Annotated in this window: 19 protein-coding genes; 9 read left to right on the top strand and 10 right to left on the bottom strand. The window is 54.2% G+C overall.

The window, feature by feature from the left end:
* Nucleotides 1-50: 50 nt before the first annotated feature.
* Nucleotides 51-1,097, top strand: a complete 1,047-nt coding sequence (locus QRD42_RS09680; protein ID WP_321986975.1) for a PLP-dependent cysteine synthase family protein — start codon at nt 51-53, stop codon at nt 1,095-1,097.
* A 43-nt stretch (nt 1,098-1,140) separates the two neighbouring features.
* Here the strand turns inward: QRD42_RS09680 and cof are convergent, their stop codons facing one another.
* Nucleotides 1,141-1,959, bottom strand: coding sequence for an HMP-PP phosphatase (gene cof / locus QRD42_RS09675; protein ID WP_072567555.1), 819 nt, complete (start codon nt 1,957-1,959; stop codon nt 1,141-1,143).
* A gap of 97 nt (nt 1,960-2,056) precedes the next feature.
* Here cof and QRD42_RS09670 point away from each other — a divergent pair, with 97 nt between their 5' ends.
* The gene (locus QRD42_RS09670; RefSeq protein ID WP_072567554.1) at nt 2,057-3,790 is read left to right on the top strand and encodes an SgrR family transcriptional regulator; all 1,734 of its coding nucleotides are present in this window, start codon (nt 2,057-2,059) and stop codon (nt 3,788-3,790) included.
* A gap of 26 nt (nt 3,791-3,816) precedes the next feature.
* Entirely contained in the window at nt 3,817-4,512 is a 696-nt protein-coding gene (gene queC / locus QRD42_RS09665) for a 7-cyano-7-deazaguanine synthase QueC (protein WP_072567553.1), read from the top strand.
* A 108-nt stretch (nt 4,513-4,620) separates the two neighbouring features.
* Here queC and QRD42_RS09660 read toward each other — a convergent pair whose 3' ends face one another.
* The 9 genes from QRD42_RS09660 to bolA form a co-directional block, all read right to left on the bottom strand.
* Complete coding sequence (locus QRD42_RS09660) at nt 4,621-5,019, bottom strand: YbgC/FadM family acyl-CoA thioesterase (RefSeq protein ID WP_321986974.1); 399 nt, start codon at nt 5,017-5,019, stop codon at nt 4,621-4,623.
* A 96-nt stretch (nt 5,020-5,115) separates the two neighbouring features.
* Nucleotides 5,116-5,496 (bottom strand): helix-hairpin-helix domain-containing protein, encoded by a 381-nt coding sequence (locus QRD42_RS09655; protein WP_321986973.1) that lies wholly within the window; start codon nt 5,494-5,496, stop codon nt 5,116-5,118.
* Between the two features lie 145 nt (nt 5,497-5,641).
* A complete protein-coding gene (ppiD, locus tag QRD42_RS09650) occupies nt 5,642-7,516 on the bottom strand; it encodes a peptidylprolyl isomerase (protein WP_321986972.1) in 1,875 nt (624 codons plus the stop codon).
* A 202-nt stretch (nt 7,517-7,718) separates the two neighbouring features.
* The gene (hupB, locus tag QRD42_RS09645) at nt 7,719-7,991 is read right to left on the bottom strand and encodes a nucleoid-associated protein HU-beta (protein WP_042391603.1); all 273 of its coding nucleotides are present in this window, start codon (nt 7,989-7,991) and stop codon (nt 7,719-7,721) included.
* Nucleotides 7,992-8,200: 209 nt separating this feature from the next.
* Nucleotides 8,201-10,555: an endopeptidase La gene (lon, locus tag QRD42_RS09640; protein WP_072567549.1), complete on the bottom strand. Its 2,355-nt coding sequence runs from the start codon at nt 10,553-10,555 to the stop codon at nt 8,201-8,203.
* Nucleotides 10,556-10,740: 185 nt separating this feature from the next.
* Entirely contained in the window at nt 10,741-12,015 is a 1,275-nt protein-coding gene (clpX, locus tag QRD42_RS09635) for an ATP-dependent protease ATP-binding subunit ClpX (RefSeq protein WP_072567548.1), read from the bottom strand.
* Nucleotides 12,016-12,140: 125 nt separating this feature from the next.
* Nucleotides 12,141-12,764, bottom strand: a complete 624-nt coding sequence (gene clpP / locus QRD42_RS09630; RefSeq protein WP_321986971.1) for an ATP-dependent Clp endopeptidase proteolytic subunit ClpP — start codon at nt 12,762-12,764, stop codon at nt 12,141-12,143.
* A gap of 285 nt (nt 12,765-13,049) precedes the next feature.
* Nucleotides 13,050-14,348 carry a trigger factor gene (tig, locus tag QRD42_RS09625; RefSeq protein WP_072567547.1) on the bottom strand — a complete coding sequence of 433 codons (1,299 nt, stop codon included), beginning with the start codon at nt 14,346-14,348 and terminating at the stop codon, nt 13,050-13,052.
* A gap of 348 nt (nt 14,349-14,696) precedes the next feature.
* Nucleotides 14,697-15,014: a transcriptional regulator BolA gene (bolA, locus tag QRD42_RS09620; RefSeq protein ID WP_072567546.1), complete on the bottom strand. Its 318-nt coding sequence runs from the start codon at nt 15,012-15,014 to the stop codon at nt 14,697-14,699.
* A gap of 305 nt (nt 15,015-15,319) precedes the next feature.
* Here bolA and QRD42_RS09615 point away from each other — a divergent pair, with 305 nt between their 5' ends.
* From QRD42_RS09615 to QRD42_RS09590, 6 genes are all read left to right on the top strand, one after another.
* Nucleotides 15,320-15,898 carry a lipoprotein gene (locus tag QRD42_RS09615; protein WP_321986970.1) on the top strand — a complete coding sequence of 193 codons (579 nt, stop codon included), beginning with the start codon at nt 15,320-15,322 and terminating at the stop codon, nt 15,896-15,898.
* Nucleotides 15,899-15,941: 43 nt separating this feature from the next.
* Nucleotides 15,942-17,417: a muropeptide MFS transporter AmpG gene (gene ampG / locus QRD42_RS09610; RefSeq protein WP_321986969.1), complete on the top strand. Its 1,476-nt coding sequence runs from the start codon at nt 15,942-15,944 to the stop codon at nt 17,415-17,417.
* Between the two features lie 470 nt (nt 17,418-17,887).
* Nucleotides 17,888-18,835, top strand: coding sequence for a cytochrome o ubiquinol oxidase subunit II (gene cyoA, locus QRD42_RS09605; RefSeq protein ID WP_072567543.1), 948 nt, complete (start codon nt 17,888-17,890; stop codon nt 18,833-18,835).
* A gap of 19 nt (nt 18,836-18,854) precedes the next feature.
* Complete coding sequence (cyoB, locus tag QRD42_RS09600; protein ID WP_072567542.1) at nt 18,855-20,846, top strand: cytochrome o ubiquinol oxidase subunit I; 1,992 nt, start codon at nt 18,855-18,857, stop codon at nt 20,844-20,846.
* A complete protein-coding gene (locus tag QRD42_RS09595; protein ID WP_072567541.1) occupies nt 20,836-21,450 on the top strand; it encodes a cytochrome o ubiquinol oxidase subunit III in 615 nt (204 codons plus the stop codon). Before cyoB ends, QRD42_RS09595 begins: the two co-directional genes overlap by 11 nt.
* Complete coding sequence (locus QRD42_RS09590) at nt 21,450-21,779, top strand: cytochrome o ubiquinol oxidase subunit IV (protein ID WP_072567540.1); 330 nt, start codon at nt 21,450-21,452, stop codon at nt 21,777-21,779. Before QRD42_RS09595 ends, QRD42_RS09590 begins: the two co-directional genes overlap by 1 nt.
* Nucleotides 21,780-21,787: the final 8 nt, after the last annotated feature.

Genomic DNA, 21,787 nt, shown 5'->3' with positions numbered 1-21,787 from the left:
TTCCGTGCTTTCCGCTAAGCTGGGCACAAAATGACAAACGGATCCGCGCCATGAAAAACACCTGGGTTAAACATGCTATCAGTGAAATCAATGCCGATTATCAACGCTCGGCGGATACTCACCTTATCCGTCTGGCGCTGCCGGGTTTTCCGGGTATTCAGCTCTATTTGAAAGATGAAAGCACCCACCCGACCGGCAGCCTGAAGCATCGCCTGGCGCGATCCCTGTTTTTATACGGTCTGTGCAACGGCTGGATCAAAGAAGGCACGCCGATTATTGAGTCATCCTCCGGCTCAACGGCGGTGTCGGAAGCTTATTTTGCCCGTCTGCTGGGCCTGCCGTTTATCGCCGTAATGCCGTCCTGTACGGCGAAGCGCAAAATCGAGCAGATTGAATTCTACGGCGGGCGTTGTCACTTCGTGGAGAGCGCCTGCGAGATCTACGCCGCTTCCGAGATGCTGGCGCGGGAGCTGCACGGCCATTATATGGATCAGTTTACCTATGCCGAACGCGCCACCGACTGGCGCGGCAATAACAATATCGCCGACAGCATCTTCCGCCAGATGCAGAGCGAACCGCACCCGGAGCCGACGTGGATCGTGATGAGCGCCGGTACGGGCGGCACCTCCGCGACCATTGGCCGCTACCTGCGCTGCCAGGGCTACAATACTCAACTGATGGTGGTGGATCCGCAAAACTCGGTGTTTATGGATTACTGGCAAACCCGCGATAGCACTTTGCGCAGCCCGGTGGGCAGTAAAATCGAAGGTATTGGCCGCCCGCGCGTCGAGCCGTCGTTTGTGCCGGATGTGGTGGATGAAATGCTGCGCGTGCCGGATGCCGCCAGCGTCGCCACCGCGCAGTGGCTGGAAACGCAGTTAGGCCGCAAAGTGGGTGCGTCCACCGGCACCAATATGTGGGGCGCGCTGACGCTGGCGGCCAGAATGCGCGACGCAGGCCAGACCGGTTCTATCGTCACCCTGCTGTGCGACAGCGGCGAGCGCTATCTCGACACCTATTACAATGCGGAATGGGTGCAGGCGAATATCGGCGATGTGACGCCGTGGAAAGCGGAAATCGCCCGTTTACTGGCATAAAAAAAGCCGGGTTTAAACGGACCCGGCTTGCTGACAATGCTCATTATTCGGGGGAATAAGGAAGATGTGGTGTGGTCAGCCAATGCGTTAAATAGTGCGACACCGCCTGATTCTGACAGTGTCCGATCACCGGTAAATGGGGCAGCGCCGCGCGCAATTGCGGCATGGCGTTGCCCATAATCATGCCGCGTCCGACGGCGGCGAGCATTTCGTGGTCATTCATCGCGTCGCCAAATGCCATGCAATCCTGCATGGCGATCCCCAGCCGATCGCTTAAGATCGCCAGCGCCGCGCCTTTATTACAGCCCACAGGCAGCACCTCAAGACAATCAAAGGCCGAGAAACAGATATGCGCGCGATCGCCTAATGCCTCGTGCAGCTGAATGCGCAGACGCTCCAGATCCTCATGATCGCCGCAGAAACAGATTTTGGTCACTTCGTGCGGGCTGAGTGCTTTGAGATCCACCACCCGGTATTTAAAGCCGCTGTAAATATGGAAATCGAGCAGCAGAGGCATCTCTTCTCCGGTCAGCCAGCCGCTGTCGTTAAACACGTGCAGACTCGCCTGGGTATCCCACTGACGGTGGATCACCTGTTCGGCGACATCCGGGCTGAGATCCTGACGGTGCAGCAGTTCCCCCTCCAGCGAGTGAATGCGCGTGCCGTTACCGGTGATCAGATACGCCTCCAGCGTAATCATCCCCAGCAGATGACGCATCTCCAGCGCATGACGGCCGGTAGCGAAGGCCAGCGTAATATCCCGGTCGCGCAGGCGGCGCAGGGTATCCAGCGTTTGCTCGCCTAAACGGTGGTCAGGCATCAGTAAGGTGCCGTCCATATCAAATGCAGCCAGTCGCGCCATAATTATCCCGGTTTTGTGATGCGGAAACTTGTGTACCAGTATTGCCTGAGATATACGGAAGTAATAGTGAATACTTCAGGATATTTGTTCCGGGTTTATGCGCCAGTTAAATCGACTTAATCAGTATCAGCGCCTGTGGCAGTTTTCCGATGGCGAACCGCAGCACGCCAGCGTGGCGGGGCTGGCAGAGCGCTGTTTTTGCAGCGACCGCCATATGCGTACCCTGTTACGTCAAATGGAGGCGTCCGGCTGGCTGAGCTGGCAGGCGCAGTCGGGACGCGGAAAACGCGGCGTGCTGCATTTTCACGTCACGCCAGGATCGTTGCGCAATGCGCTGCTGGAGCAGGCCCTGAATGAGGGGCAGCAGCACAGCGCGCTGGCGCTGGCGCAACTGCCGCCGGAGGCGCTGCGCAATCTGCTGCATCCTTTTCTGGGCGGCCTGTGGCAAAACGACTCACCTACTCTGCGCATTCCCTATTATCGCCCTCTGGAGCCGCTGCATCCGGGCTTTCTGCCGGGGCGCGCCGAGCAGCATCTGGCCGGGCAGATCTTTTCCGGCCTGACGCGCTTTATTACCGATAACCCTTTGCCGCAGAGCGACCTGGCGCACCACTGGGAGGTGTCGGCCGATGGCCTGAGCTGGCGTTTTCATCTGCGCACCACCCTGCACTGGCATAATGGCGATGCGGTGAACGCCCAACAATTGCAGATGCGTTTGCAGCATCTGCTGACGCTGCCCGATCTGCGCAGGCTGTTTAACAGCGTGGCGGAGATCGCGGTGCCGCACCCGCACTGTCTGCTGTTCACGCTGCATCAGCCGGATCACTGGCTGGCGCACCGTCTGGCAAGCTACGGCAGCCGTCTGGCCCATCCGCAGCATCCGCTGGTGGGCACCGGTCCTTTCCGGCTGGCCTCCTTCAGCCCGGAACTGGTGCGCCTGGAAAGCCATGAGCATTATCACCTCAGCCATCCGCTGCTAAAGGCGGTGGAATACTGGATCACCCCGCAACTGTTCGAGCAGGATCTGGGCAGTAGTTGTCGCCATCCGGTGCAGATCACCATCGGCAAGCCGGATGAACTGATCCACCTGCGGCAGGTCAGCAGCGGCATCAGCCTCGGGTTTTGTTATCTTGCCCGGCGTATCAGTGAAAGACTGAGCCAGGCACAGGCGCGGCGACTGGTGCAGATCGTCCATCAGAGCGGCCTGCTACAGACCCTGCCGCTGGATGAAAACCTGATCACCCCCAGCCGGGAATTACTGCCCGGCTGGGCGATGCCGCACTGGGCGGAGGAAAAGGTGGCGCTGCCGGAAAAACTGACGCTGCTGTATCACCTGCCGGTGGAACTGCACACCATGGCGGAGGAGCTTAAGCGCTATCTTGCCGGGCTGGGCTGTGAACTGACGGTAATTTTTCATGATGCGAAGAACTGGGATAACTGTAGCGGGCTTGCAACTGCTGACCTGATGATGGGCGACAGGCTGATCGGCGAAGCGCCGGAATATACTCTGGAGCAATGGTTACGCTGCGATCCGCTGTGGCCCAATCTGTTACCCGCCTCTCGCTTTGCCCATCTCCAGGCCACGCTGGATGCGGTGCAGCGTCAGCCGAATGAACAGGCGCGCTGCGCGGATTTGCAGGATGTATTCAGCGGATTAATGGACGAGGCGGTGCTGACGCCGCTGTTTAACTATCAGTATCAGATCAGCGCCCCGCCTGGCGTGCAGGGGATCCGCCTGAACACCCGCGGCTGGTTTGATTTTACCGAGGCCTGGCTACCCGCCCCGGCGCGTGAAGAAGCTGGTCGCGCACTGCCGCAGACGCTACCATAGTGTTTTACATGCAATCGGGAAGAATTATGAAACGTGCCGTCGTCGTCTTTAGCGGAGGTCAGGACTCCACTACCTGTCTGGTGCAGGCGTTACAGCAGTATGATGAAGTCCACTGTGTCACCTTCGATTATGGTCAGCGTCATCGCGCCGAAATCGACGTTGCCCGTGAACTGGCGCTGAAACTGGGGGCGCGTGCGCATAAAGTGCTGGATGTTACCCTGCTTAATGAACTGGCGGTCAGCAGCCTGACCCGCGACAGCATCCCGGTGCCGGACTATGAGCCAGACGCCAGCGGTATCCCGAATACCTTTGTGCCGGGGCGCAATATTCTGTTCTTAACCCTGACCGCGATCTATGCGTATCAGGTACAGGCGGAAGCGGTCATTACCGGCGTGTGCGAGACGGATTTTTCCGGCTATCCGGACTGTCGCGATGAGTTCGTGAAAGCGCTCAATCATGCCGTTAATCTGGGCATGGCGAAGGATATACGCTTCGAGACGCCGCTGATGTGGCTCGACAAAGCGGAAACCTGGGCGCTGGCGGATCGCTGGGGGAAACTGGATTTGATCCGCAACGAGACGCTGACCTGCTACAACGGCATTAAGGGCGACGGTTGCGGCCAGTGCGCCGCCTGTAACCTGCGCGCTAACGGTCTGAATCACTACCTGGCGGATAAAGCGGGCGTGATGGCGGCGATGAAGAAAAAGACGGGCCTCGCGTAAGGCCTGCGTGCGAACATGTTGCCCGGCGGCGCAGGCTTGCCGGGCCTACAACGGCATTGCCCACGTAGGCCGGGTAAGCGACAGCGCCACCCGGCATCAAGCCCGGCCTTACTCCATCAACGCCTGTAATTTGTCCCGCAACTCCCCTTCCAGCGCCAGCGCCTTCTGGGTTTTCAGGTCGATACAGACAAAAGTGATTTGCGCATCGGCAACGACGTCCCCTCCCGGCTCCAGCGTCACCGCCTGACTTAATACGCCACTCTTACCGTTCAGCTGCTGGATGTGACTGGTGATGGTCAGCAGATCGCCCAGCACGGCCGGACGGCGATAGTTGATATTGATGTTCACCACCACAAAGGCGATGTTGCGGGCGGACATCCACTGAAAACTGTCGGTGTTTTCCAGGCCATCCCAGCGGGCTTCTTCCAGAAACTCCAGATAGCGGGCATTGTTCACATGCTGGTAAACGTCGATATGAAATCCACGAACTTTGATTTGAGTCTGCATAGCGCCTTAACCTTTTATTTTTTTCCAGGAACAGAGGTCATCACTGGTATGACCTCTTTATCCTGGCAAAATTTAGCGACTCCGCAACCCCAAAAACTACAGGGTTAAGCGTTCAAGGTTACGTTCCACCAGCGCATTGCCCATTCCCGGCACCTGTTTAAGATCTTCCACCGTTTTAAACGGCCCGTATTCCTCCCGATAGCTGACGATCGCCTGGGCTTTTTTCAGCCCTACCCCGTTGAGGACACGGGCCAGATCGTCGGCAGAAGCGGCGTTAATGCTGACCCTGGTACTTTCCTCATCGCCGGCTTTTGCCGTCTCCTTTGCCTGGGTAAGGTTTTGCGCGTCCGGCCTGGCGTCTGCTTTCGTTTGCATCGCCACCGGTTTAGCGCTTGCGGTCGCCGCAACCGTGCTCTGTGTCAAGCCTGCACAGGCGAGGCCGAGAGTAAAAATGAGGGCGTTGATTCCACGTTTCATGCTGTTATCTCCTTGTTTGTTGACAGCCACCTCACGATAAACAGGCGGCCAAACGGGTGCAAACAGCAAGCTTCAGAAATGGAAAAGGCCGCGTAAGCGGCCTTTGAATATTGCAGTGGGTTACAAAAAGATGCGAAGCGCCTCGTTATTGCTGAGGATCAACGATGTCGCCCTTTTTGATTTTGGCTTCCTTGCGCAGGTTGCTCATCAGCGCTTCGAAGGCGATTTGCGCATTGTTCTGGGTGATACCCTGCACCATCGCTTTTTTCTGCTCTTCCGGCATGGTGCCCGCTTTCACTTCATCCAGCGCCAGCAGTACCACGTTGCCCTGCATATCGCTGGCAATGCCGTAAGACGGCTTATCTTTGGCTGGCAACGGCAGCGCAAAGGCAGCCTGGCTCAGCGGATCCTGCCCGGTGCGGGTCAGGGTTTTCGCTTCACCGAAGCTCAGACCTGCGGCTTTCAGCGCCTCATCACCTTTACCGGCTTTGAGGGCGGCCAGCAGCTTGTCAGCATCCAGTTTGGCCTGCTGCTGCGCTTTGTTGTGCTTGACGATATCCGTCACCTGCGTTTTAACTTCATCCAGCGGCTTCACGGCTTCCGGCTTATGCTCGCTGACACGGATAACGAAGGCACGATCGCCGTCGACGGTAATGATGTCAGAGTTGCTGCCCGGCGTGCCGTTTTCCCCTACCAGACCACCATTGAAGATGGCATCGGCAACCGGTTTAAAGTTCAGCTCTTCCGGCAGGTTGTTACGACCAAACCAGCCGGTTTCCACGGCTTTCACGCCTGCGGCCTGTTCAGCGCCGGTCAGGGAGACGTTGTCGTTGCTCGCCGCTTCGCTCACTTTCTGTTGCAGCGCGTAGAAGGCATCAAGGCCTTTTTCCTGCTTCACTTTCGCGGCCAGATCGTCACGCACCTCCGCCAGCGGTTTTACTTTAGCAGGCTGAATATCATCCAGACGCACCACCAGGAAACCTACGCTGGATTTGATCACGCCAGACAGCTGGCCTTTTTCTTTCAGACCGGCATTTTTAAGTTCATCCGGCGTGGTGGCAGGTTCCAGCCATCCCATATCGCCGCCGTTACGGGCAGAGATGATGTCGGAGGATTTCTCTTTTGCCAGCTGTGCGAAGTCTGCGCCTTTGCTCAGGGCGTCAAGAACGGCTTTCGCCTCGTCTTCGGTTTTGGTCTGGATCACGCTGTAGCGGTTACGCTGCGGCTGGGTGAATTCATCCTGATGCTGGTCGTAGTACGCCTGAATGTCGGCATCGCTCGCATCCTGCTGCATGTTTACAGCATCCAGCTTGATATAGCTGACGCGGAACTGTTCCGGCGCCATAAAGCTGTTTTTGTTCTGCTCGTAATAGCTGGTGATTTCCTGATCGGTCACCGTCTGCTTCGCGGCCAGTGCATTCACATCAAGGATCGCTTCGCGCACGATACGCTGCTGCGCCACCAGGGTAGCCAGCTCGTCGGTTTCACCCTTCAGCATGAAATCGGTACCGGCAATGGCATTGATCAGTTGCTGAGACACCATCTGGTTACGCAACGCCTGCGCATACTGATCGGCGTTCATGCCCATCTGGTTAATCAGCGCGTTATAGCGGGTATTGTCAAAGGTGCCGTTATTCTGGAAAGCTTTGGTCGCGAAAATGGCTTTCTTCACCTGCTCATCGCTGATGCCGAGGCCAAGATGGCGGGCATACTGATCCAGCAGCGCTTCGTCGATAAGACGATCCAGCACCTGCTGACGCATGGTTTTCATGTAATTTTCGTTAGCGGCCAGTTCAGAGAACTGTTCACCCAACTGCTGCTGCATACGGTTACGCTCGCCTGCAACGGCATTTTCGAATTGTCCGCGACTAATTTCCTGGTCATTCACTTTTGCGGCATAGCTATCACCGCCGCCAATCAGATAACCACTCACGCCGGTCAGAATGAACGACACGATAATGATCCCGAAAATGATTTTGATCACAACGCTATTAGCCGCCGTGCGTAAATTGTCCATCATGGTGTAGCAACACTCCGCTGTAGATGACTTGAGGTCCCACGCAACACTGCTTATCCTGCCGCCGCGCGCAAACCCGTATTGTGACAAGAAACGGGGGTAAATGTCAGCCCACCGGGGCCGATTAATTGGGCAATCACAAATAAAAAAGGCACATCGGTTGATGCGCCCTTGTACTTTTTCACAATCCCTTTGGAGATCGCGCTCAGTTTACCGCGTCTTTCAGCGCTTTACCTGCGCGGAAACCCGGAACTTTAGCCGCGGCGATGGTGATCTCTTTGCCTGTTTGCGGGTTGCGACCAGTACGGGCAGCACGCTCTTTAACAGCAAAAGTACCAAAACCTACCAGTGCCACTTCGTCCCCTGCCTGCAGAGATTCAGTAACAGAAGCAATTAAAGCATCTAACGCACGTCCAGCCGCAGCTTTAGAGATATCAGCCCCTGCAGCAATTTTGTCTATCAGTTGAGATTTATTCACTCTTCTCTTCCTCTCTTTATAATTTATATCGCACTGAATCCTTCACAGAGCGACCGCGCAGCAGTTATATCAGGCCTGTCATGCCCTTACAACATCAGTTGATGATGACACATCCAGGCAGCAATCTAAATTAGCTATACAAAAAAAGGCTGGCAAGCCCGAAATGCGCTGCCAGCCTTGTTTTTCTTAGTGCTCTTTGCGCGAGGTCACTATTTTGCGCTTACAACCTGCATACCAGACGGCTCATTTTGCAGGGCAAGAGTCAGAACTTCCTCAATGCGCTTGACCGGGTGGATCTTCAGATCGGCAATCACGTTATCCGGAATATCTTCCAGATCGCGTTTGTTTTCGTCCGGGATCAGCACGGTTTTGATGCCGCCACGGTGCGCCGCCAGCAGTTTCTCTTTCAGACCGCCGATAGGTAGTACCAGCCCGCGCAGGGTGATTTCACCGGTCATCGCCACATCAGCGCGCACCGGGTTGCCGGTCAGACAGGAAACCAGCGCGGTACACATTGCGATACCAGCGCTCGGACCGTCTTTCGGGGTCGCCCCTTCCGGTACGTGAACGTGGATGTCGCGTTTCTCGTAGAAATCAGGGTTGATACCCAGTTTTTCTGCACGAGCGCGCACCACGGTCAGCGCGGCCTGAATGGATTCCTGCATAACTTCGCCCAGCGAACCGGTATAGGTCAGCTTGCCTTTGCCCGGTACGCAGGCGGTTTCGATGGTCAGCAAATCGCCGCCCACTTCCGTCCACGCCAGCCCGGTTACCTGACCTACGCGGTTTTCGTCATCGGCGCGACCATAGTCGAAACGCTGAACGCCGAGGAATTCATGCAGGTTGTCGCCGGTGATGTGAATGTGCTTCAGCGACTTATCCAGCAGCAGCTGTTTCACCGCTTTACGGCACAGTTTGGAGATTTCACGCTCCAGGCTACGCACGCCCGCTTCACGGGTGTAATAACGGATAATGCCGATGATGGCGCTGTCATCAACCGTAATTTCGCCATCTTTCAGGGCGTTACGCTCAATCTGCTTCGGCAACAGGTGACGCTTCGCAATGTTCAGCTTTTCGTCTTCGGTGTAACCGGAAAGACGGATCACTTCCATACGATCCAGCAGCGGAGCCGGAATGTTCATCGAGTTCGAGGTGGCGACAAACATCACGTCGCTAAGATCGTAATCGACTTCCAGATAGTGATCGCTGAAGGCGACGTTCTGTTCCGGATCCAGCACTTCAAGCAGGGCCGATGCCGGATCGCCACGCATGTCAGACGACATCTTGTCGATCTCATCGAGCAAGAACAGCGGGTTTTTGACGCCCACTTTCGCCATTTTCTGGATCAGTTTGCCCGGCATGGAGCCGATATAGGTACGGCGATGTCCGCGGATTTCCGCTTCGTCACGCACGCCGCCCAGCGCCATACGCACGTACTTACGCCCGGTGGCCTGGGCGATGGACTGACCAAGCGAGGTTTTACCCACCCCCGGCGGCCCTACAAGGCACAGGATCGGCCCTTTCAGTTTGTTTACACGGCTCTGCACCGCGAGGTATTCAAGGATGCGGTCTTTGACGCGCTCAAGACCATAGTGGTCTCTGTCGAGGATTTCCTGCGCCTGACGCAGATCTTTCTTCACTTTGCTGCGCGCGTTCCACGGTACCTGAATCATCCATTCGATGTAACCACGCACCACGGTCGCTTCCGCCGACATCGGAGACATCATTTTCAGCTTCTGCAGTTCTGCTTCGGCTTTCTCTTTTGCCTCTTTCGGCATTTTCGCCGCGTCGATCTTCCGCTTCAGCGCCTCGTTTTCGTCCGGCGCGTCGTCCATTTCGCCGAGCTCTTTCTGAATGGCTTTCATTTGCTCGTTCAGATAGTACTCGCGCTGGGATTTCTCCATCTGTTTTTTGACGCGGTTGCGAATGCGCTTCTCAACCTGCAACAGATCGATTTCCGATTCCATCATCGCCATCAGATATTCCAGACGCTCGTTCACGTCGGACATTTCTAACACGGACTGTTTGTCCGCCAGCTTCAGCGGCATGTGCGCGGCGATGGTGTCAGCCAGACGCGCAGGATCGTCGATGCTGTTCAGCGACGTCAGCACTTCCGGCGGGATTTTTTTGTTGAGCTTGATATAGCCTTCGAACTGGCTGATGGCCGTGCGTACCAGCACTTCCTGCTCGCGCTCGTCAATGGCCGGCGATTCAAGGTACTCGGCTTTCGCGGAGAAGTGTTCACCGTCGTCAGACAGCGCTGAAATGCGTGCGCGCTGCAAACCTTCGACCAGCACTTTAACGGTGCCGTCCGGCAGTTTCAGCATCTGTAAAATTGAGGCCACGGTCCCGACGGTGAAAAGATCATTTACACCCGGTTCATCCGTTGAGGCTTCTTTCTGCGCGACCAGCATGATTTTTTTATCATGATCCATGGCGGCTTCAAGGCAACGGATAGATTTTTCCCGCCCTACAAATAAGGGTATGACCATGTGCGGATAAACCACCACATCGCGCAGCGGCAATACGGGGATTTCAATGCGTTCAGAACGCTCAGGATTCATAGAGCTCTCTCTTAGTTTAGTGTCCGCCAGGGTAATCAGGTGGCATGACTGTGCTTCACGCAACCATTAACATGTATGTCAGTATATGGGGATGTTTCCCGGACATTCAACGTCAGGGAACAGGAAAAATAAAAGGGGAGATAAAATCCCCCCTTTTTTATTAACTGACTGTATGTTTTGGCGATTTATTCACCAGAAGCTTGCTGCGCTTCCGGTTTGCCATACATCAGCATGGGTTTGGATTGACCCGCAATAACGGACTCGTCGATGACCACTTTTTCGACATCTTCCATGGACGGTAAATCGTACATGGTGTCGAGCAGAGCGGCTTCTACGATGGAGCGCAGGCCACGGGCACCGGTTTTGCGCGCCATGGCTTTCTTGGCGATGGCATCCAGCGCTTCGTCGCGGAACTCAAGATCCACGCCTTCCAGATTAAACAGCGCCTGATACTGCTTGGTCAGGGCGTTTTTCGGCTCTTTCAGGATCTGGATCAGCGCTTCTTCGCTCAGTTCGTTCAGCGTAGCGACCACCGGCAGACGACCGATGAATTCCGGGATCAGACCAAATTTGATCAAATCTTCCGGTTCAACCTGCGCCAGCAGCTCACCTTCCTGCGGTTTCTCTGATTTTCCTTTCACCGTCGCGCCAAAACCAATGCCGGAGCCGGTTTCTACACGATGGGAGATCACTTTATCGAGACCCGCAAATGCGCCGCCACAGATAAAGAGGATCTTGGAGGTATCAACCTGCAGGAATTCCTGCTGCGGATGCTTGCGTCCACCCTGCGGCGGAACGGCGGCAACCGTGCCTTCAATCAGTTTCAACAGCGCCTGCTGCACGCCTTCACCGGAGACGTCACGGGTGATGGACGGGTTATCAGACTTACGGGAGATCTTGTCGATCTCATCGATATAGACGATACCGCGCTGGGCTTTCTGCACGTCGTAATCGCATTTTTGCAGCAGCTTCTGAATGATGTTTTCCACATCTTCACCCACATAACCGGCTTCGGTCAGGGTGGTGGCGTCCGCCATGGTGAAGGGCACATCCAGCAGGCGCGCCAGGGTTTCCGCCAGCAGGGTTTTACCGGAACCGGTTGGGCCGATCAGCAGAATGTTACTTTTGCCAAGCTCAACACCGTTGCTGGTATCACCGTTACGCAGACGTTTGTAGTGGTTGTAAACCGCCACCGCCAGCACTTTTTTGGCCTGTTCCTGACCAATAACATAATCGTCCAGATGATGACGGATTTCGTGCGGCGTCGGCAGCGCGCTACGCTCGCGATGCGGCGCAACTTCTTTGATCTCTTCGCGAATGATGTCGTTACACAGATCAACACATTCGTCGCAGATATACACGGACGGCCCGGCAATCAGCTTACGCACTTCATGCTGGCTTTTGCCGCAAAAAGAGCAATACAACAGTTTGCCCGAACCATCTTTGCGTTTATCTGTCATGAGTAAAAACCTCTTATCTGTTCTTTGTGCCGCACACGACGACGCAAATGCCAATCCAGGCGCAAAATGCTGCCTGGCGTAGTGCCGCTCTTACTGATTATAGCGGTACACGTCTGGCCTGAGCATTAATTACGATGGGTCAAAATCGAGTCGACCAGACCGTACTCAACTGCCTCTGGAGCGGAGAGGAAGCGGTCACGTTCGGTATCACGTTCGATTTGTTCTAAAGATTGACCCGTATGGTGCGCCATAAGTTCATTCATGCGCCCTTTAACTTTCAGGATTTCACGCGCGTGAATTTCAATGTCCGTGGCCTGGCCCTGATAGCCGCCCAACGGCTGGTGAATCATGACGCGAGAATTCGGCAGGCAGAAACGCTTGCCTTTAGCGCCCGCAGTCAGCAGGAATGCGCCCATAGAGGCCGCCTGTCCCATACAAATGGTGCTGACGTCCGGCTTAATAAATTGCATGGTGTCATAAATCGACATCCCGGCAGTGATCACACCACCCGGAGAGTTAATATACAGGTAAATGTCTTTTTCCGGGTTTTCCGCTTCCAGAAACAGCATCTGCGCCACAATCAGGTTAGCCATGTGGTCTTCGACCTGGCCGGTCATGAAAATGACGCGTTCCTTAAGAAGACGGGAATAGATATCAAAAGAACGCTCACCGCGCGAGGTCTGTTCAATGACCATTGGCACCAGCGCCATATGGGGTGCAAAGTTATCTTGTTCGCCGCTGTATGACATGTCCGTCTCCTGGATAAAAAATAAATAAACCTGCTGGACCGATTCTACTTGAGTATGACTGGTCTGACTACGACCGCCCTGGACGGATATTCAGCAAGAACACTTCTGACAGTCTCCCTGTAATGGGGATGGCTACGCCTTATTTCAAGCATAACAAGCTTTTGGCTTAACGCTAACACTGAAACGCGCTTTTAGCACTCATCCTAAAAAGTCTGGATGATAAAAAAAAGCCCGCCACAGCAAAGTGACGGGCTTCTGGTTACGTTATGTACGTAATGGCGAAACTTACGCCTGCTGGTTCATCAGCTCGTTGAAGGAAGTGGCTTTCTCAGTCACTTTCGCTTTTTCCAGAACGGCTTCAACAGCCTGCTCTTCCAGCGCAACGTTACGCATGTTGTCCATCAGCTCTTTGTTTTTGCTGTAGAACTCAATCACTTCTTTCGGATCTTCGTAGGCAGACGCCATTTCTTCAATCAGCGTGTTAACGCGCGCTTCGTCAGCTTTCAGCTCATGGGTACGGATAACTTCACCCAGCAGCAGGCCAACCACTACGCGACGCTTAGCCTGTTCTTCGAACAGTTCACGCGGCAGCTCCAGCGCTTGTTTCTCGTTGCCGCCGAAACGCTGTGCAGCCTGACGACGCAGTACGTCGATTTCGCCGTCGATCAGCGCAGCCGGCACGTCGATTTCGTTCGCTTTCACCAGACCGTCGATAGCCTGAGTTTTCACGCGGTTACGTACCGCGCCTTTCAGCTCGCGATCCATGTTTTTACGCACTTCAGCACGCAGACCTTCGATAGAACCATCTTCCACGCCGAAACGCTTGATGAATTCTTCGGTCAGTTCCGGCATTTCGCGCTCTTCAACCTTTTTCAGGTTGATGACGAATTTAGCGGCTTTACCTTTCAGGTTTTCAGCGTGGTATTCTTCCGGGAAGGTCACGTCGATAGTGAACTCTTCACCCGCTTTGTGGCCTTTGATACCGTCTTCGAAGCCCGGGATCATACGACCCTGGCCCATGGCCAGTACGAAATCAGTGGCCTTGCCGCCTTCGAACTCTTCACCATCTACGGAACCGGTGAAATCAACGGTCACGCGGTCTTCAGCTTCTACAGCGCCGTCTTTTTCTTTCCAGGTCGCCTGCTGCTTACGCAGGGTGTCCAGCATGCCATCAACGTCAGCTTCGGTCACTTCTACAACCGGCTTCTCAACTTCGATGGTGTCCAGACCGGACAGCTTCACTTCCGGATACACTTCGAACTCAACAGAGTAAGTGAAGTCTTCACCGAGTTTGTATTCGCCCGGCACATAGTTAGGCGCGCCGGCCGGATTGATTTTTTCCTGAATGATCGCATCAACAAAGTTACGGCTCATCAGTTCGCCCAGCACGTCCTGGCGTACAGATGCGCCATAACGCTGAGCAACAACGGACATCGGTACTTTGCCCTTACGGAAGCCGTCGATGCGAACTTTCTTCGCTACGTTAACCAGCTCGCTCTTCACAGCGGTCTCGATGCTGTCAGCAGCGATAGTAATCGTTACACGGCGCCCAAGGCCCTGAGTGGTCTCAACTGAAACTTGCATCTTGTTACCTCAAAAAATCACAGTGCTCGGTCAACTCTGGAAGCGCGTGTAAGTTTGGCTTCACAGTACCGGGATGTTCTCTTGAATCAGATATACATTCCCTGTCACCAGAATCATCCCGAAGACATTCCGAAAAATAAGACGCAGCATTATAGCGGCATCACTTTTATGAGTCGAGAACGGTTATTGCGTGCCGGATCGGCATTTTTCACAATTCCCGGCTAATTTTTGTCTGAATTTGGCGCAAACCGGACAAAACTCAGGCAAAACAAAACGGCCCGCAGGCCGTTTTCACATATTCTGTACGCAACATACTGGAAAAGTTCCAGCAGTTGCAAATTCCATTTATCAGGCGATGGTTCCGGCGCCCCGACATGGCGGCGAGGCCAGAACCGTATCCTGTAATCCTTCCCACTCTTTAATGGTATAGGTATGTAGCGCTAAGGCGTGTACCGATCCTGCCAGTTCATCCGTTAACGTACTGTAAATCATACGATGACGCGTCAGGAAACGCTCACCGGTGAAACGGTCGCTCACCAGGACGACTTTAAAATGGCTTTCTGAACCAGCCGGCACATTGTGACGATAGCTTTCATCCGCCACTTCGAGAAACGCGGGTTCAAACGCGGCCCTTAATTTTGATTCGATTTGGTCACGCATCATCATGATTTTACTCCTCTGACAGCGTCCAGAGATCACCCATCCCTTTAAATGTTAGCCGCTTTTACCACTTTCATTACACCAAAAAAACAATTATTTAGCTTTTGTGACCTTTTCTCATTCAAAGGCATTAACTCAACAGACAAAGTTATGCTCCGGCCCCCCTCAGGCGGGCAGAAAAGTCTTCGGTGGTCAGAAAACAGACAAGACGATGAATTTACATGCGTTCCCTGGTTGCCCCGGCCGTTGGCAATGTTATGATGGCGACAATTATTCTCTTATAAGCATCCGATCTTCCGAGAGCCCCCGACATGTTAAAAAAACTGCTTTTCCCGCTGGTCGCCCTGTTTATGCTCGCAGGCTGCGCTACACCGCCAAACACCATTGACGTTTCACCTAAAATTACGCTGCCGCAGCAGGACCCGAGCCTGATGGGCGTGACCGTGAGCATTAACGGCGCCGATCAGCGTCAGGATCAGGCACTGGCTAAAGTCACCCGTGACAATCAGTTAGTCACCCTGACCGCTACACGCGATCTGCGTTTCCTGTTGCAGGAAGTACTCGAAAAACAGATGGCCGCCCGCGGTTACATGGTTGGCCCGAACGGTGCGGTGAACCTGCAGATTATTGTCAATCAGCTGTATGCCGATGTGTCGCAGGGTAACGTGCGCTACAACATCGCCACCAAAGCCGACATCGCGATTATCGCCACCGCGGCTAATGGCAACAAGATGACCAAAAACTATCGCGCCAGCTACTCCGTTGAAGGTGCGTTCACCGCCAAGAACGAGAACATTGCTAACGCGGTTAACAGCGTGCTGACCGATACCATCGCGGACATGTCTCAGGACGTGAGCATCCACGAATTCATTAAACAGAACGCGCGTTAATTCTGCCCGCTGACCCGGCAGCCGTCGGGTCAGCGTCCCTCTTATGTCCAGCCACTATCTGCGCATTTTTCAGCAACCAAAATCAGCGATCCTGCTGATCTTAGGCTTCGCCTCCGGTATACCGCTTGCCCTGACCTCGGGCACCCTGCAGGCGTGGATGACCGTCGAAAATATCGATCTGAAAACCATTGGTTTCTTCTCGCTGGTCGGCCAGGCCTACGTCTTTAAATTCCTGTGGTCGCCGGTGATGGATCGCTATACGCCGCCCTTTTTAGGACGGCGGCGCGGCTGGCTGCTGACCACGCAGATTTTACTGCTGCTGGCGATTGCTGCGATGGGCTTTCTGGAGCCGGTCAGCCAGTTGCGCTGGATGGCGGCGCTGGCGGTGGTGATCGCGTTTTGTTCCGCCTCCCAAGACATTGTGTTCGATGCCTGGAAAACGGATGTATTACCCGCGGAGGAACGCGGCGCGGGCGCGGCCATCAGCGTGCTGGGTTATCGCCTCGGGATGCTGGTCTCCGGCGGACTGGCGCTGTGGCTGGCGGATAAATGGCTTGGCTGGCAGGGTATGTACTGGCTGATGGCGGCGCTGCTTATCCCCTGCATCATCGCCACGCTGCTGGCCCCGGAACCCACGGACGTTATTCCGGTGCCGAAATCCCTTGAACAGGCGGTCGTCGCGCCGCTGCGTGATTTCTTTGGCCGTAACAACGCCTGGCTGATTTTACTGCTGATCGTCCTTTATAAGCTGGGCGATGCCTTCGCCATGAGCCTGACCACCACTTTTCTGATCCGCGGCGTCGGTTTTGAAGCCGGTGAGGTCGGGGTGGTGAATAAAACGCTGGGCTTGATTGCCACCATTGTGGGCGCGCTTTACGGCGGCGTACTGATGCAGCGCCTGACGCTGTTCCGCGCGCTGCTGATTTTTGGCGTGTTGCAGGGCATATCTAATGCCGGTTACTGGTGGCTCTCCGTCACCGACAAACATATTTACAGCATGGCGGCGGCGGTGTTCTTTGAGAACCTGTGCGGCGGCATGGGCACCGCCGCCTTTGTCGCGCTGCTGATGACGCTGTGCAATAAATCCTTTTCCGCCACGCAGTTTGCCCTGCTCTCTGCCCTGTCTGCCGTGGGACGGGTATACGTTGGTCCCCTCGCCGGCTGGTTTGTCGAGGCGCATGGCTGGTCAACCTTTTATCTGTTCTCGGTGTTTGCCGCCCTTCCCGGCCTGCTCCTGTTGCTGGTCTGTAAGCAGACGCTGGCGTTTACCCAGCAAACGGACAGCTTCCTTCCACGCACTGAATATGCCACGGCCTACCGGCTGGCGTTGCGGATCCTGGCGGTCGGCTGTGCCCTGATCGCGGCCTGGCTGGTCATTTTGCTTCTTAACGCTTCCGGCCTTACCGCCTGGACATTCGGCCTGCAACTGCTGGAATGGGGTGCGCTGCTGGCAACGGCAGGTATCCTGTACGGGGGCATTCTTGACTACCTTGCTCTGCGCAAAACTCGTCTGATCTGAACCGTTTAACCTCAGGTTTAATTCACCAGAGTTATTATTTTGATTAAATATCGAACGATAAAATCGCTGTTAGTCAGCATTATTCATTCGCGCAAACTTAAATTTCTTTAATTATTTTGTGCGGTTTAAAATAATGACTATTCTTAAACGATTCAGCACCGTTATGAATTATTTCTTTCAAGTAATGTTCTATAAATGCTGATTCAATGTTAATAATTTGTACTTAAAATTGATTGGTTATACCAATTAACCTGATCAATTAACTGGAGGACGGAGTTTTGTTCTAACATAGGTGTAACTTAGGCGATCGCGAATTTTTACAGATTGTTGCATTCTATGTGACGCGCGCGGCAGAACCCGGTTACACCTCGCTGACACCGCGCCATTCATGTTTACAGTAATGTAACCTTCCCGTAAAATGCCCGCACACTTTAAACGCCACCTGATCCCCGTGGAATTGAGGTCGTTAAATGAGACTCAGGAAATACAATAAAAGTTTGGGACTGCTTTCGTTAATTGCAGGCACTGTTTTACTCAGTGGTTGTGATTCAGCACTGCTGGACCCCAAAGGACAGATCGGACTGGAACAACGTTCCTTGATACTGACAGCTCTTGGGCTGATGTTGATTGTCGTGATCCCCGCTATCGTGATGGCTATCGGCTTTGCCTGGAAGTATCGGGCGTCGAATAAGGATGCCAAATACAGCCCCAACTGGTCGCACTCGAACAAAGTTGAAGCTGTTGTCTGGACCATCCCCATCTTAATCATTATTTTCCTTGCTGTACTGACATGGAAAACCACGCATGCATTAGAACCAGGCAGACCGCTGGATCACGATGCTAAGCCGGTGACCATCGAAGTTATCGCTATGGACTGGAAATGGTTCTTCATCTATCCGGAGCAGGGTATCGCTACGGTGAATGAAATCGCCTTCCCGGCGAACACGCCAGTGGAATTCAAAATCACCTCTAACTCGGTGATGAACTCCTTCTTTATTCCGCGTCTGGGTAGCCAGATTTATGCGATGGCCGGGATGCAGACCAAGCTGCACCTGATTGCCAACGAAGCCGGCACCTATGATGGTATTTCCTCCAACTATAGTGGCGCAGGTTTCTCCGGCATGAAGTTCAAAGCTATTGCTACGCCGGATAACGCCACCTTTGACGCCTGGGTTGCCAAAGCGAAACAGTCTCCGAAAGTCATGAACGATATGGCGACGTACGAGAAAGTTGCGGCTCCGAGCGAATATAACAAGGTTGAATACTTCTCCAGCGTGAAACCGAATTTGTTTAAAGATGTTATTGGCAAATTTATGTCTCACGGGAAAAGCATGGACGTGACGCAGCCGGAAGGGGAACACAGTTCTCATGAAGGTATGGAAGGCATGGACATGAGTCACGCCCAAACCTCTCATTAAGGGGCTGAGGAATAATACGATGTTCGGAAAATTAACACTGGATGCAGTTCCGTACCATGAACCCATTATCATGGTTACGGTTGCAGCAATCCTCGTCGGTGGTCTGGCGCTGGTTGCCGCACTCACTTACTTCGGTAAGTGGTCTTACTTATGGAACGAATGGTTAACCTCCGTTGACCATAAACGCCTGGGGATTATGTATATCCTCGTCGCTATCGTTATGCTGGTGCGTGGCTTTGCCGACGCCATCATGATGCGTACCCAGCAGCTGCTGGTGTCCGCGGGCGAGCAGGGCTTCTTGCCACCGCATCACTACGATCAGATCTTTACCGCCCACGGCGTTATCATGATCTTCTTCGTGGCGATGCCGTTCGTTATCGGTCTGATGAACATTGTGGTGCCGCTGCAAATCGGCGCACGCGATGTTGCTTACCCGTTCCTGAACAACCTGAGCTTCTGGTTCACCGTTGTCGGCGTAATCCTGGTGAACGTTTCTCTGGGTGTGGGCGAGTTCGCGCAGACGGGTTGGGTCGCTTATCCGCCACTGTCGGGCATTGAGTACAGTCCGGGAGTCGGGGTCGACTACTGGATCTGGAGTCTCCAGCTCTCAGGTATTGGTACTACGCTGACCGGTATTAACTTCTTTGTAACCATCCTGCGTATGCGTGCGCCGGGCATGACGATGTTCAAAATGCCTGTGTTCACCTGGGCGTCGCTGTGTACTAACGTACTGATTATCGTCTCCTTCCCGATCCTGACGGTGACGATAGCCCTGCTGACCCTGGACCGCTACCTGGGCACCCATTTCTTCACGAATGATATGGGTGGCAACATGATGATGTACGTGAACCTGATTTGGGCCTGGGGCCATCCGGAAGTGTACATTCTTGTTCTGCCAGTGTTCGGTGTGTTCTCTGAAGTGACGGCAACGTTCTCCAGAAAGCGTCTGTTTGGTTATACCTCGCTGGTATGGGCAACTATCGCTATTACCGTACTGTCGTTCATCGTCTGGCTGCACCACTTCTTCACCATGGGCAGCGGTGCGAACGTTAACGCCTTCTTCGGTATCACCACGATGATTATCGCCATCCCGACCGGGGTGAAGATCTTCAACTGGCTGTTTACCATGTACCAGGGCCGTATCCAGTTCCACTCTTCCATGCTGTGGACTATCGGCTTCATCGTCACCTTCTCTATCGGTGGGATGACGGGCGTGCTGCTGGCCGTACCGGGCGCAGACTTCGTACTGCACAACAGCCTGTTCCTGGTGGCGCACTTCCATAACGTTATCATCGGTGGCGTGGTGTTCGGTTGCTTCGCAGGTATGACCTACTGGTGGCCGAAAGCCTTCGGTTACACCATGAACGAAGCCTGGGGCAAACGTGCATTCTGGTTCTGGATCATCGGCTTCTTCGTAACCTTTATGCCGCTGTACGCTATGGGCTTCATGGGTATGACCCGTCGCGTTAGCCAGGACATCGATCCGATGTTCGAACCGCTGATGATTGTGGCCGAAATCGGCGCGCTGCTGATTGCCTGCGGTATCTTCAGCATCGTGATGCAGATTTATACCTCTGTACGCGATCGCAACCAGAACCGCGACCTGACGGGCGATCCGTGGGGTGGCCGTACGCTGGAGTGGGCAACCTCTTCCCCGCCGCCGTTCTACAACTTTGCCGTTGTTCCGCATATCCACGAGCGTGATGCGTTCTGGGAAATGAAAGAGAAAGGCGAAGCGTACCAGCAGCCGACGCATTATGAAGAAATTCATATGCCGAAAAACAGCGGTGCAGGTGTGGTTATCGGCGCGTTCAGCACCATTTTCGGTTTCGCCATGATCTGGCATATCTGGTGGCTGGCCATCGTAGGCTTCGCAGGTATCATCATTACCTGGATTGTGAAGAGCTTCGATGAAGACGTGGATTACTACGTTCCGGTCGCGACCGTTGAGAAACTGGAAAACCAGCACTTTGATGAAATTAGCAAAGCAGGGCTGAAAAATGTCAACTGATTCTCTGGCACATTCTGGCGCTCATGCGCATGACCATGGGCATCACGATGCAGGAGCCAATAAAGTCTTTGGCTTCTGGATCTACCTGATGAGCGACTGCATTCTCTTTGCATGTCTGTTCGCAACCTATGCCGTTCTGGTGAACGGCACAGCGGGCGGCCCGAGCGGTAAAGATATTTTCGAACTGCCGTTCGTGCTGGTGGAAACTTTCCTCCTGCTGTTTAGCTCCATCACCTACGGCATGGCGGTTATCGCCATGGACAAAGGCAACAAAAGCCAGGTTCTGTCCTGGCTGGCGCTGACCTTCCTGTTTGGTGCGGGCTTCGTTGGGATGGAAATCTATGAATTCCATCATCTGATCGCCGAAGGCTTCGGCCCGGATCGCAGCGGCTTCCTGTCCGGGTTCTTCGCCCTGGTAGGTACCCACGGCGTGCACGTGACCTCTGGTCTGGTGTGGATGGCGCTGATGATGTTCCAGGTTTCCCGTCGCGGACTGACCAGCACTAACCGTACCCGTCTGATGTGCCTGAGCATGTTCTGGCACTTCCTGGACGTGGTGTGGATCTGTGTGTTCTCTGTTGTTTATCTGATGGGGGCAATGTAATGAGTCATCCAACCGATCATAGCGGCGCTTCTCACGGTACCGTAAAAACGTACATGACAGGTTTTATCCTGTCGATCATCCTGACGGTGATCCCGTTCTGGATGGTAATGAACGGCACTGCTTCTCATGCCACGCTGGTTAGCGTCGTCGTGGGGATGGCAGTGGTACAGATTCTGGTTCACCTGGTGTGCTTCCTGCATATGAATACCTCTTCTGAGGATCGCTGGAACCTGGTGGCCTTTGTCTTTACCGTGCTGATTATCGCCATAGTGGTTGCAGGATCCATCTGGATTATGTGGAGCCTGAACAACAACATGATGGTTCACTAAGAGCGGCG

Origin of the sequence: Enterobacter sp. PGRG2, assembly GCF_030291195.1 — a bacterium.
Taxonomy (GTDB): Bacteria; Pseudomonadota; Gammaproteobacteria; order Enterobacterales; family Enterobacteriaceae; genus Enterobacter_D.
The sequence above is the reverse complement of the archived record's forward strand: the minus strand, read 5'-3'. Positions and strand labels throughout refer to the sequence as shown.

Bases quoted from the DNA above. Each gene is read 5' to 3' on its own strand.
- QRD42_RS09615 (WP_321986970.1), top strand. From the start codon at position 15,320: ATGTTAAAAAAACTGCTTTTCCCGCTGGTCGCCCTGTTTATGCTCGCA.
- cof (WP_072567555.1), bottom strand. From the start codon at position 1,959: ATGGCGCGACTGGCTGCATTTGATATGGACGGCACCTTACTGATGCCT.
- ampG (WP_321986969.1), top strand. From the start codon at position 15,942: ATGTCCAGCCACTATCTGCGCATTTTTCAGCAACCAAAATCAGCGATC.
- QRD42_RS09660 (WP_321986974.1), bottom strand. From the start codon at position 5,019: ATGCAGACTCAAATCAAAGTTCGTGGATTTCATATCGACGTTTACCAG.
- cyoA (WP_072567543.1), top strand. From the start codon at position 17,888: ATGAGACTCAGGAAATACAATAAAAGTTTGGGACTGCTTTCGTTAATT.
- QRD42_RS09590 (WP_072567540.1), top strand. From the start codon at position 21,450: ATGAGTCATCCAACCGATCATAGCGGCGCTTCTCACGGTACCGTAAAA.
- QRD42_RS09655 (WP_321986973.1), bottom strand. From the start codon at position 5,496: ATGAAACGTGGAATCAACGCCCTCATTTTTACTCTCGGCCTCGCCTGT.
- clpP (WP_321986971.1), bottom strand. From the start codon at position 12,764: ATGTCATACAGCGGCGAACAAGATAACTTTGCACCCCATATGGCGCTG.
- lon (WP_072567549.1), bottom strand. From the start codon at position 10,555: ATGAATCCTGAGCGTTCTGAACGCATTGAAATCCCCGTATTGCCGCTG.
- tig (WP_072567547.1), bottom strand. From the start codon at position 14,348: ATGCAAGTTTCAGTTGAGACCACTCAGGGCCTTGGGCGCCGTGTAACG.
- queC (WP_072567553.1), top strand. From the start codon at position 3,817: ATGAAACGTGCCGTCGTCGTCTTTAGCGGAGGTCAGGACTCCACTACC.
- QRD42_RS09680 (WP_321986975.1), top strand. From the start codon at position 51: ATGAAAAACACCTGGGTTAAACATGCTATCAGTGAAATCAATGCCGAT.
- ppiD (WP_321986972.1), bottom strand. From the start codon at position 7,516: ATGATGGACAATTTACGCACGGCGGCTAATAGCGTTGTGATCAAAATC.
- bolA (WP_072567546.1), bottom strand. From the start codon at position 15,014: ATGATGATGCGTGACCAAATCGAATCAAAATTAAGGGCCGCGTTTGAA.
- QRD42_RS09670 (WP_072567554.1), top strand. From the start codon at position 2,057: ATGCGCCAGTTAAATCGACTTAATCAGTATCAGCGCCTGTGGCAGTTT.
- cyoB (WP_072567542.1), top strand. From the start codon at position 18,855: ATGTTCGGAAAATTAACACTGGATGCAGTTCCGTACCATGAACCCATT.
- clpX (WP_072567548.1), bottom strand. From the start codon at position 12,015: ATGACAGATAAACGCAAAGATGGTTCGGGCAAACTGTTGTATTGCTCT.
- QRD42_RS09595 (WP_072567541.1), top strand. From the start codon at position 20,836: ATGTCAACTGATTCTCTGGCACATTCTGGCGCTCATGCGCATGACCAT.